The organism is Achromobacter agilis, from assembly GCF_900496965.1.
GTDB classification, from domain to species: Bacteria; Pseudomonadota; Gammaproteobacteria; order Burkholderiales; family Burkholderiaceae_B; genus Achromobacter; species Achromobacter agilis.
In genome coordinates this window covers 266,467-276,460 of sequence record NZ_UFQB01000006.1, presented here as the reverse complement: position 1 = coordinate 276,460, position 9,994 = coordinate 266,467, and the positions used below count along the sequence as shown (strand labels likewise).

Annotated in this window: 9 protein-coding genes and 4 tRNA genes; 6 read left to right on the top strand and 7 right to left on the bottom strand. The window is 63.6% G+C overall.

All coding sequences use genetic code 11. The features are described from left to right. Position 1 precedes the first annotated feature (1 nt). Positions 2 to 78 (bottom strand) — tRNA-Arg (locus tag AGI3411_RS10335). Between the two features lie 186 nt (positions 79 to 264). Here AGI3411_RS10335 and AGI3411_RS10330 point away from each other — a divergent pair. The 4 genes from AGI3411_RS10330 to AGI3411_RS10315 all read left to right on the top strand — a co-directional run bounded on the left by AGI3411_RS10330 (position 265) and on the right by AGI3411_RS10315 (position 4,074). Next, positions 265 to 492, top strand: coding sequence for a DUF3079 domain-containing protein (locus tag AGI3411_RS10330; RefSeq protein WP_129527267.1), 228 nt, complete (start codon positions 265 to 267; stop codon positions 490 to 492). 443 nt (positions 493 to 935) lie between these two features. After that, positions 936 to 1,625 (top strand): DUF3313 domain-containing protein, encoded by a 690-nt coding sequence (locus AGI3411_RS10325; protein ID WP_129527266.1) that lies wholly within the window; start codon positions 936 to 938, stop codon positions 1,623 to 1,625. A 132-nt stretch (positions 1,626 to 1,757) separates the two neighbouring features. Beyond that, positions 1,758 to 3,200: a DUF1254 domain-containing protein gene (locus tag AGI3411_RS10320; protein ID WP_129527265.1), complete on the top strand. Its 1,443-nt coding sequence runs from the start codon at positions 1,758 to 1,760 to the stop codon at positions 3,198 to 3,200. A gap of 97 nt (positions 3,201 to 3,297) precedes the next feature. Continuing rightward, the gene (locus AGI3411_RS10315; protein WP_129527264.1) at positions 3,298 to 4,074 is read left to right on the top strand and encodes a hypothetical protein; all 777 of its coding nucleotides are present in this window, start codon (positions 3,298 to 3,300) and stop codon (positions 4,072 to 4,074) included. A gap of 126 nt (positions 4,075 to 4,200) precedes the next feature. On the opposite strand, the gene AGI3411_RS10310 is transcribed toward AGI3411_RS10315, so the two are convergent. From AGI3411_RS10310 to AGI3411_RS10300, 3 genes are all read right to left on the bottom strand, one after another. Next, positions 4,201 to 4,277 (bottom strand) — tRNA-Arg (locus AGI3411_RS10310). A 107-nt stretch (positions 4,278 to 4,384) separates the two neighbouring features. Next, positions 4,385 to 4,461: transfer RNA gene (locus AGI3411_RS10305), tRNA-Arg, on the bottom strand. Positions 4,462 to 4,537: 76 nt separating this feature from the next. After that, the gene (locus AGI3411_RS10300; protein ID WP_165359131.1) at positions 4,538 to 5,332 is read right to left on the bottom strand and encodes an IclR family transcriptional regulator domain-containing protein; all 795 of its coding nucleotides are present in this window, start codon (positions 5,330 to 5,332) and stop codon (positions 4,538 to 4,540) included. Positions 5,333 to 5,430: 98 nt separating this feature from the next. Here AGI3411_RS10300 and AGI3411_RS10295 point away from each other — a divergent pair, with 98 nt between their 5' ends. Further along, positions 5,431 to 6,312, top strand: coding sequence for a TauD/TfdA dioxygenase family protein (locus tag AGI3411_RS10295; RefSeq protein ID WP_129527262.1), 882 nt, complete (start codon positions 5,431 to 5,433; stop codon positions 6,310 to 6,312). Between the two features lie 22 nt (positions 6,313 to 6,334). After that, positions 6,335 to 7,297: a Bug family tripartite tricarboxylate transporter substrate binding protein gene (locus AGI3411_RS10290; RefSeq protein WP_165359130.1), complete on the top strand. Its 963-nt coding sequence runs from the start codon at positions 6,335 to 6,337 to the stop codon at positions 7,295 to 7,297. 6 nt (positions 7,298 to 7,303) lie between these two features. Here AGI3411_RS10290 and mnmH read toward each other — a convergent pair whose 3' ends face one another. The 3 genes from mnmH to AGI3411_RS10275 form a co-directional block, all read right to left on the bottom strand. Next, positions 7,304 to 8,368: a tRNA 2-selenouridine(34) synthase MnmH gene (gene mnmH, locus AGI3411_RS10285; protein WP_129527260.1), complete on the bottom strand. Its 1,065-nt coding sequence runs from the start codon at positions 8,366 to 8,368 to the stop codon at positions 7,304 to 7,306. Positions 8,369 to 8,531: 163 nt separating this feature from the next. Further along, positions 8,532 to 8,624 (bottom strand) — tRNA-Ser (locus AGI3411_RS10280). An 88-nt stretch (positions 8,625 to 8,712) separates the two neighbouring features. Beyond that, positions 8,713 to 9,978, bottom strand: coding sequence for an aspartate kinase (locus tag AGI3411_RS10275; RefSeq protein ID WP_129527259.1), 1,266 nt, complete (start codon positions 9,976 to 9,978; stop codon positions 8,713 to 8,715). Positions 9,979 to 9,994: the final 16 nt, after the last annotated feature.

The window sequence follows — 9,994 nt, the reverse complement described above, 5'->3', positions numbered from 1 at the left end:
TTGGTGCGCCCGGCAGGATTCGAACCTACGACCCCCTGGTTCGTAGCCAGGTACTCTATCCAGCTGAGCTACGGGCGCCCCGAAAGAGGCGTGTTTATACCACGAAACAAACACGGCGCGCAAATTGAACGCGCTGCCCGTTGTGGGCATCCGGCCCTGCCGCCTGGTTTGCGCCAGGTCAAAGAAGAGGCCCGGGACACCGCAGTACGCTGAATACGTAGGCGGCGGACTCTGCGCGCGCCGACCAGATATCAGGCATCCGGCATGGCCAAGAAGTTTCCTCTGCACCCCAAACACCCCGAGCGCATCTGCTGGGGCTGCGACCGCTATTGCCCCACTGACTCGCTCGCCTGCGGCAACGGGTCGGGCCGCACCATGCATCCCGCCGAACTGCTGGGCGAGGATTGGTACACGGTCGGAGACTGGGGGTTCGACGACGAAGAAGAAGCCCAACCGCAAGACAGCAACGCGACGCACCTGCCGGCCTCCTGATCCGACGCGGCGCGGCCCGGACACGCCTCCCCCCTTTCCCCCTTCCTGTCACGGCCCAGCTGGCAGCGTCAGCCCACGGCCCATTGCGGTGCCTGTGCTGGCGCAAAATGAGTGGCGGCCCGATTTTCTTGTCCCTACTCTTCGTGCTGCGGCGAGTCGAGGAACGCGAGATTCCATTTTCCCGATGCTTCGCATTTGAATACCGGAAAGCGCTTCTGCGTACGATTGCAACCATAAAACGCATGCGGAGAAAATAGTCCTGAAAGCCCAATTCAGGTATCTGTTGCCGTTCGGCATCATCTTCAAAAGAATAATTGGATTTTTGTGCAAACTGGACGGAATATGCACCCACGAGCGGGGAATCTGCTTTGCACGAAATCCCCCTCCACGCAGCGCCTGCAGCCAGGATCACCAAGTCCCTGTTTCCATCCGAAGGAAGTTGCATGAGCATCAACCACGCGCTGCGTACTTTTGTCCTGGCCATCTCGGCCGCCGCCCTGGCCGCCGGCTGTTCGACCGCCCCAACGTCCCAGGAGTCCGGTTTTCTCCCTGACTACTCGCTTCTGCGCCAAGAGCCTGCCCTCGGCGGCGGAACCCGCCTGCTTTACGTGAACCCCGCTTTCACGCCCGCCCACTATACGGCGGTATGGCTCGATCCCGTTGTCTATTACCCCGAGCCCAGGCCTTCCGAGGACGTGTCGATGGAAACCCTTGTGCAGATCCGCAACGCGGTCAACGAAACGCTGCGGCGCAAGGTCGGCCAACAGGTCCGGCTGGCCGATCGCGCGGGGCCCGGCGTGGCTCACGTACGCATCGCGCTCACGGCGGTCGGAACCGCCACGCAATCGCTGGAGGTCTACCAGTACATCCCCATCGCGTTGGTCATGACCGGCGCCAAGGCCGCTCTGGAAGGCGGCTTGCCGCGCAACGCAACGGTCGCCATTGAATCGCGGGTCACGGACAGCATGTCAGGCGACTTGCTGTACGCATCGGTGCGGGGTGGGACTGGCGAGCGGGTCGCAAACGCCACCCAGGGCAGCGGCGGCGTCCAGTTATCCAAGCTGCAACCGTTGATCGATGAATGGACCACGGGCGCCGCGCAGGAGATCCGGCGGTATGTCCGGGAAAGGTAGCCGCCATTCCAACCAGGCACTACGGAGATTCGCCACCTCATCCAGATAATTGCAGTCCTACCCGCTTGAAAAGTCGTTTTCTTGCTTGAAGCCTCTCGTGCACTTCACCACACATTCTCGTTGGAGGGAAAAATGAAGCTAACACGTCGCAGATTGAACGCAGGCGGTCTGGCCCTGCTGGCGGTCGGTTCCCTGGGCACATCCGCCCGCGCCGGGGACGGCCTGGTCGCGAATTTGCCGGAAGGCGATGAACAATTCGGACTGGCGACCGACGCCTATATTTACGCCTATCCCCTCGTGACGATGGAGATGACCAGGAGAGTCCTCACCAACGTCGCCGAACCGAAAGGGACCCGGGCTCCGATGGGGCGTCTCATCAAGTTGCGCCAATATCCGGATGCCAAATTCCGGGATGTAACGGCGCCAAACGCGGACACCCTGTACACCACCGCCTTCTTCGATGTGGGCGACGAGCCGTGGGTCGTCAGCTTGCCCAACCTGAACGACCGCTACGCCCTGTTTCCGATGCTGGATGGGTGGACGACAGTGTTCGACGTTCCCGGAAAGCGCACAACGGGCACGGGCCAGCAGACCTTCGTGGTGACCGGCCCCGGGTGGGAAGGGTCGATCCCCCAGGGCATGGTCCAGTACAAGTCGCCAACGAGCATCGTCTGGCTGCTTGGCCGCATTTACTGTTCCGGCACGCCCGAGGATTATGCCCAGGTCCACAAGCTGCAGGACGAGGTTAAGCTCTGCCCGCTCAGCGCCTGGGGCAAGGACTGGAATCCGCCCGCGGGGAAGGTCGATCCGGCGATCGACATGAAAATGTCGGTCCGCGACCAGGTCAACAATATGGATGCGGTCGAATACTTCACTTTATTTGCCGAACTGCTGAAAAGGAATCCGCCCAGCGCCGCGGATGGCCCCATGGTGGCGAAGCTGGCGTCGATAGGCATCGTGCCCGGCCAGGATTTCGACAAGAGCAAGCTCGACCCAGCCCTTGCGAAGCGCGTCCCCCAGGTTGGTTTCGGGCGGATCATGACGCACTTCAAAGCCAGCGACGGCGATATCCAGGACATCGACGGCTGGGGCTTCACGACGAAAACGGGCATTTACGGGACAAATTATCTTCAACGCGCCCTGATCACCGCGATCGGCCTCGGCGCCAACCGTCCGCAGGACGCGATCTACCCCACGTCGCTGAAGTCCGACACCGGCGCCATCAAACGTGCCTACAACGGGTCTGAAAAGTACGTGCTGACTTTCAAGAAGGGGCTCACCCCTCCTGTTTCCGGATTCTGGTCGCTGACGATGTACGACGCGTCCTACTTCTTCGTCGACAACCCATTGAACCGCTACTCGATCAGCGCGCGCCAACCGTTGAAGGCAAAGCCGGACGGCTCGATCGACCTGCTCATACAGCATGAGTCCCCTGGACCCGAGCTGGAGTCGAACTGGCTGCCCGCGCCCAAGGGGAAGTTCATCTTGATGATGCGTCTTTACTGGCCCAACGAGAGCGATCCGTCGATCATCAATGGCTCCTGGACCATACCTCCCGTACGAAGGGTGAGCTGATACCGAGCTTGCGCCCGGAAGGCATCAGGCCGGCTTTACGCTCGTGGAGGCGCGATAGATCCGATTCCTCGCGCCTCCCGCTTGGGGAGGGTTTGCAATGAAGAAAAAAATCGCTGGCAGCCTGGTTTGCGCAATGCTCTATGCCGCGCCCGGATTCGGCGCCGAACCGGATGCCGCCACCGCGGCGGGCACCCCGCTTTCAAGTGAATGGCAATTCTCGGCCACGCCTTATTTCTGGGCGGCCGGCCTTTCCGGCAAGGTGTCCCACCGGCGCCAGTTCGTCATCGACGTCGACGCGGACTTCGACAAGCTGTTCGACAACCTCGACTTTGGCGCCATGCTGATCGCCGAGGCGCGCAAAGGCCGCTACAGTATCTTCGGCGACCTCATCTATACCAAGATCGGCTCGCAGGGGGATACCCCGCTCGGCCTGCTGGCCACCAGCGCGGACGTGAAGACGTCGACCTTCGCCGGACTCATCGGGGCGGGCTACTCCGTCCTGGAAAATTCGCCGCACCAACTGGACGTCGTCGCGGGCCTGCGAGTCTGGTCGGTCGACACGGACATCACGCTCAAGGGCGCGCATCTGAACGGCAGGACGCGCAGCGAGGGCGCCACGTGGGTCGATGGCCTGGTGGGCGTGCGCGGAAACTACGTCTTGAGCCCCAAGTTCTACCTGACCGGTTGGGGCCTGGTCGGCGCGGGCGGCGCGGAGGCGGATTGGGATGTGGGGCTCGGGCTCGGCTACAACATCAGCAAGAACGTCTCGGCCGCGATCGGCTATCGCGCGCTGGGCGTGGATTACAGCAGCGGCGGCTTCAAATTCGACGCGGTGCTGCAAGGCCCCATGGCCGGCGTGACTATCCGATTCTAGTTTCTGGAAAGCGCCTCCAGCCGTACGTTGAACATGGCGCACCGCAAAACAAAAAGGCCTTCGATGCGAGATCAAAGGCCTTTCCATTTTCTTTGCTGTATTGGCCAAGTCCAATGACTTGAAACTTGGCGCGCCCGGCAGGATTCGAACCTACGACCCCCTGGTTCGTAGCCAGGTACTCTATCCAGCTGAGCTACGGGCGCTCCGGCAAAGAGGCAAAATTATATCAGAAATCTTGCCGCTTTTACTTCGTTTTTGCTTTTACTTCGTTTTTACTGCCACTGATTTACCACTGCTTGCTTTCTTGAATTGGTGCGCCCGGCAGGATTCGAACCTACGACCCCCTGGTTCGTAGCCAGGTACTCTATCCAGCTGAGCTACGGGCGCGTTTCAAAGCAAGCCTTGAATAATAGCGTTATTTCACGGACCGCGCAAGTCAGGCACCCCTGCCCGGCTCGCATATCTAGCCCAGCGCCTTGCCGATCTGCGCCGCGGTGTCGTGAAGCTTCTGGCAGAACTTGCCGGGGATCTCGGCGTAGTCGTGCCGGGCCAGGTTCAGGCTGGTGGTCAGGGCGGCCACGACCCGGCCTCTTTCGTCCTTGACCGGCACCGCCAGGCCGCAGATGCCCAGCTCCAGCTGCTCGTTGGCCACGGCGTATCCCGCCCTCGCCGCTTCATCGATAGCACGCCGCAGGGGCGCCGCTTCGATCAACGTATGTTGCGTATACCGTTCGAATGGAGCGTTGGCAAGGAAGGCCTCGCGCTCCGCCGCGCTCGCGCCGGCCAGCAGCACGTGCCCGCTGGAAGTGGCATGCGTGGGCAGGCGTTCTCCGACACCCAGGCGCCGCGACAGCGGGCTGGGCATCTCGGCGCGCGCAACATAGACCACGTTATTGCCATCGAGCACCGACACCGTGCAGATCTCGCCGGTATTGCGCATGAATTCCTCGACCGCGTGGCGCGCGATATCGCGCCAGGACAGCGACGACAGATAAGCGTAACCCAGCTCCAGCACCGCGGGCGCCAGGCTGAACCGGCGCTCGTCGTTGCGCGCATAACCCAGCGTCACAAGCGTGTACAGCAAGCGGCGCGCGCCAGCGGGCGTCAGGCCGGTGCGCTCCGCCACTTCGCTCAGTGTCAGCGACTGATAGCCAGGGCCGAACGCCCTGATGACCGCCAGCCCGCGGGCGAAAGCCTCGACGAATTGATCGCTGCCCTTGGGTAAACCCCAAGTTTGCTCACTCGGAATATTGGGCATGATTATTTCGATAGAAGAAATATTTTTCGATAGTCGAAAAATAATAGCATACCAGGGCGCAATCGCAAGCCCTGGCATGCCTAAGGAGAAGGGAAGAAATGATCGAACTGACACCCGTCCGCCCGGACTTTGTCGCCGAAGTCTCCAATATCAACTTGCGGGCGTCCCTGTCTAGCCAGGACGCGGACGCGCTGCGCGACGCGCTGCACCGGTACGCGGTGCTGGTCGTGCCCGAGCAGCCGTTGAACGAAGCGGAGCAGTTGGCCGTCGCGCAGCAATTCGGACCGCTGGAGATATCCGTGGGCGCCTCGGTCTATAACGCCGACCGTCCGCGCCGGCTGAACCACGCGGAGCTGTCCGACATTTCCAATCTGGACGAACGCGGCGGCATTCTCGACCCGGGCGACATCCGCCGCCTGATCAACCTGAGCAACCAGCTCTGGCATACCGACAGCTCGTTCAAGCACACGCCCGCCAGCGTGTCCCTGCTGTCCGCGCAGGAAATTCCGCCTGTCGGCGGCGCCACGGAATTTGCCGACATGCGGGCGGCCTGGGAGGCCCTGGACGGCGCCAGGCAGGAGCGCCTGGCGCCCTTGATCGCGGTGCACGACTATTTCCACTCGCGCGGCCTGACCGATTTCGACGTCGGTTCGATCCCTCCCGCCTGGCGCGAACGCCAGCCCCCGGTGCGGCAGGTGCTCGTGCGCACGCACGCGGCCACCGGCCGCCGCGCGCTGTACATCGCCTCGCATATCAGCCGCATCGAAGGCATGAGCGATGAAGCCGGCCGGGTACTGGTCGACGAGCTGATGGCCTTCGCCACGCAACCGCAATTCGTCTACCGGCATCGCTGGCGCACCAACGACCTGGTCCTTTGGGACAACCGCTGCACCATGCATCGCGGCGCCGGCTTCGATGAAAAGTACCGCCGCTCGATGCGCCGCGCCACGGTGCAGGACACCGGCCCCACCGTCGCCTGACCCTCACGACCGAGATCCGCATATGTCCAGAACGATGAAGCAATTGGCGGCGCTCCTGCTGCTGGGCGCCGCCTGTATGAACGCCAGCGCGGCCTTTCCCGACAAACCGATCAACATGGTGGTTCCGTTCGGCGCGGGCTCCGCGACGGACACGCTCGCACGCTGCGTCGCCAAAGGCCTGAGCGAAAGGCTGGGGCAGCCCGTCACCGTCGAGAACAAGCCGGGCGCGGGCGGCGGCATCGGCGCCGCCTACGTCGCGCGCAGCGCGCCGGACGGCTATACCCTGCTGATGGGCACCAACGGCCCGATGGCCGCCAACGCCAGCCTGTACCAGCGTTTGCCCTACGACCCGATCAAGGACTTCGCGCCGGTCGCGCTGATGGGCCGGCTGCCCATGATCCTCATCGGCAATGCCGACACCAAAGCCAGCACGCTGCCCGAGCTGATCGCCGCCGCCCGCGCACAGCCCGGCGCCCTGAACTTCGGCGCCAGCAACACGACGGCACGGGTTTGGGTGGAACTGCTCAAGCGCATGGCGGACGTCGACGTCGCCACGGTGCTCTACAGCAACGTGGGCGGCATGATGACCGATCTCATGAGCGGCCGCATCTCCTATGCCTTCGAAAACGTCGGGCCCAGCCTGCCGCAGATTGCCGCGGGCAAAGTCCGGGCCCTGGCCGTCACCACCCCGCAACGGGCCTCGTTCGCGCCGGATATTCCAACGGTGGCCGAAAGCGGGCTGGACAAGCACGAGCTCGTGGTCTGGTTCGCGATGTTCGCGCCGCGCGACACGCCCCCGCCCGTCGTCGAGCGCCTCAACGCCGAGGTCAACCAGGTGCTTGCCACCCCGGAACTGCGCCAGCTCGCCACGCAGATCGGCATGGCCCCGGCCGCAGGCAGCCCCGCGGACCTCAAGGCCTATCAGGAAGACGAAGTGAAGAACTGGCGCAACCTCGTCGACATGACAGGCGTGCGCATCGACTGAGCGCGGCTAGGCGCCGGCATCCATCGATTCCAGCCGGGCCAGCAGCACCCTGGCCTGCTCCACGACGTCCACGTCGTTGGGCCGGAAGTCCAGGCGCAGGGCCTGGGGCAATTGCGCGAAGTGCGCATGGCAGCTGCGGGCATAGGCCGGGTCGTAGTGCCGGTCTATCAGCTCTCGCGCCAGCTCCACGCGCGCGCCCTGGTCGACCAGAGCCTGCCAGCCCACCACGCGCTCGCGGCTGTGCAGGCCGACCATGCGCTGCAGCTGCGCCTTGAGGGACCCGGGATCGTCGAACAGCTGCGCGTAGTCCTGCAGCAGAAAGGCGGCTCGGTCTTCGCGGCTGGACCTGACCTCGACGCACGGGCTCGCGTGCATGGCGGCCAGCAGCGCCGCCGGCAAGGCGACCGCGCCGATCTTGCGGCTTTCCGCCTCGACGAACACCGGAACCGACCGATCGAACCCGTGCAATGCCTGCGCGAGCTGCGTATCGAATGCCTTTTGCGACGGCTGGGGAACGCCGGCCCACGCCCCCAGCAGCGAACCGCGATGCGAGGCCAGCTGCTCCAGGTCCAGCGTTTGTGCGCCTGCCCTGGCCAGGGCATTCAACAAACGCGTCTTGCCGCTGCCGGTCGGCCCCACCAGCACGATGTAGCGCAAGGCGCCGGGCAGGCGCTCCAGCGCCGCCAGCGTTGCCTGGCGATAGGCCTTGTAGCCGCCGTCGAGCTGCCGCGCGCGCCAGCCGATCATGTTGAACATGGTCGTCATGGAGCCGGAACGCGTGCCGCCGCGCCAGCAGTAGATCAGCGGACGCCAGCCCTGCCGCCGGTCCGCGAAAGTGGTGTCCAGATGCGCCGCGATGTTGCGCGCCACCAGCGCGGCGCCCACCCGCGAGGCCTCGAACGGCGAGACCTGCTTGTAAAGCGTGCCGACCACGGCCCGCTCTTCGTTGCTCAGCACCGGCGCGTTGATCGCGCCAGGAATATGATCGTCGGCGAATTCGAGCGGCGTACGCACATCGATGATTTCATCGAAATCATCCCGCTGGTCGAGTGTGGCGAGCAGGTGTTTCAAGGTGGCGGCGCAAAGAGGGGAAAGGGGAATTCTCTCATGCCGGTTCGGGCATGCGCACCGGCTCCAATGCGCCCGCCGGCGCCCCAATGAAAAAACCCGCAATCGCTTTCGCGATTGCGGGTTTTTTATCTCCAGGCTGGCCGAAACCGGCTTGGAGAGAATCTGGCGGAGATGGTGGGATTCGAACCCACGATGCAGTTTTTAGCCACATACTCCCTTAGCAGGGGAGCCCCTTCAGCCTCTCGGGCACATCTCCGAAGAGAACGAGATTCTAGCACGACTTTTTTCACTCATGCCCACCCAGGGGCCGCCATCGAAAAAAAATTCGTGCCGAAGCCCTGTACTCAGGCCTTTTCGACCGGCGCCTGGTCCAGGCCGAAGGCCTTATGCAGCGCGCGCACGCCCAATTCCATGTACTTGTCGTCGATGATCACCGAGGTCTTGATTTCGCTGGTGCTGATCATCTGGATGTTGATGCCTTCCTGCGAAAGCGTCTGGAACATCAGGCTGGCCACGCCCACGTGCGAGCGCATGCCGATGCCGACGATGGAGACCTTGGCGACCTTCTCGTCGGTGGACAATTCACGCGCGCCCACGGCCGGGATGACTTCGCGCTTGAGCAGGTCCACGGCACGCGCGAACTCGTTGCGATTCACGGTGAACGAGAAATCCGTCGTGCCAGCCACGGATTGGTTCTGCACGATCATGTCGACGTCGATGTTGGCGGCGGCGACCGGACCCAGGATCGAGAAGGCGATACCGGGCTTGTCCGGAACGGCCAGCAGGGTGATTTTGGCTTCGTCGCGGCTGAAGGCGATGCCGGAGACAACGGCGGCTTCCATTTTTTCGTCTTCCTCAAAAGTAATCAGCGTGCCCGAAACCATTTCTTCTTCGAGCGGGATAAGCGGGTCGGTCAGCGAGGACAGGACCCGGACCGGGACACGGTACTTGCCGGCGAATTCAACCGAACGGATCTGCAGGACCTTGGAACCCAGCGACGCCATTTCCAGCATTTCCTCGAAGGAAACGACGGCCATGCGGCGCGCTTCGGGTACCACGCGCGGATCGGTCGTATAGACGCCGTCCACGTCGGTGTAGATCAGGCATTCGTCGGCCTTGATGGCGGCCGCCACGGCCACGGCCGAGGTGTCGGAACCGCCGCGGCCGAGCGTGGTGATGTGGCCTTCGGGATCGACGCCCTGGAAACCCGTGACGATGACCACGCGGCCGGCGTCCAGGTCGCCGCGGATGCGGGCGTCGTCGATGGAGCTGATACGCGCCTTCGTGTAGGACGAATCCGTACGCACGGGCACTTGCCAGCCTGCGTAGCTGCGCGCCGGCACGCCTTCGGCCTGCAGGGCAATGGCCAGCAGGCCGCTGCTGGCCTGCTCGCCGGTGGCGGCGATCATGTCGAGCTCGCGGGAGTCGGGCTGCGGCGAAATCTCGCGCGCCAGGCCAAGCAGGCGATTGGTTTCGCCCGCCATCGCCGACGGGACAACGACAACCTGGTGGCCGGCAGCGTGCCACTTCGCGACGCGGCGCGCCACGTTCTTGATGCGCTCGACCGAGCCCATCGAAGTACCGCCATATTTGTGAACGATCAGGGACATCTCGTACTCTGGCTGG

Bases quoted from the DNA above. Each gene is read 5' to 3' on its own strand.
- AGI3411_RS10330 (WP_129527267.1), top strand. From the start codon at position 265: ATGGCCAAGAAGTTTCCTCTGCACCCCAAACACCCCGAGCGCATCTGC.
- AGI3411_RS10325 (WP_129527266.1), top strand. From the start codon at position 936: ATGAGCATCAACCACGCGCTGCGTACTTTTGTCCTGGCCATCTCGGCC.
- AGI3411_RS10320 (WP_129527265.1), top strand. From the start codon at position 1,758: ATGAAGCTAACACGTCGCAGATTGAACGCAGGCGGTCTGGCCCTGCTG.
- AGI3411_RS10315 (WP_129527264.1), top strand. From the start codon at position 3,298: ATGAAGAAAAAAATCGCTGGCAGCCTGGTTTGCGCAATGCTCTATGCC.
- AGI3411_RS10300 (WP_165359131.1), bottom strand. From the start codon at position 5,332: ATGCCCAATATTCCGAGTGAGCAAACTTGGGGTTTACCCAAGGGCAGC.
- AGI3411_RS10295 (WP_129527262.1), top strand. From the start codon at position 5,431: ATGATCGAACTGACACCCGTCCGCCCGGACTTTGTCGCCGAAGTCTCC.
- AGI3411_RS10290 (WP_165359130.1), top strand. From the start codon at position 6,335: ATGTCCAGAACGATGAAGCAATTGGCGGCGCTCCTGCTGCTGGGCGCC.
- AGI3411_RS10275 (WP_129527259.1), bottom strand. From the start codon at position 9,978: ATGTCCCTGATCGTTCACAAATATGGCGGTACTTCGATGGGCTCGGTC.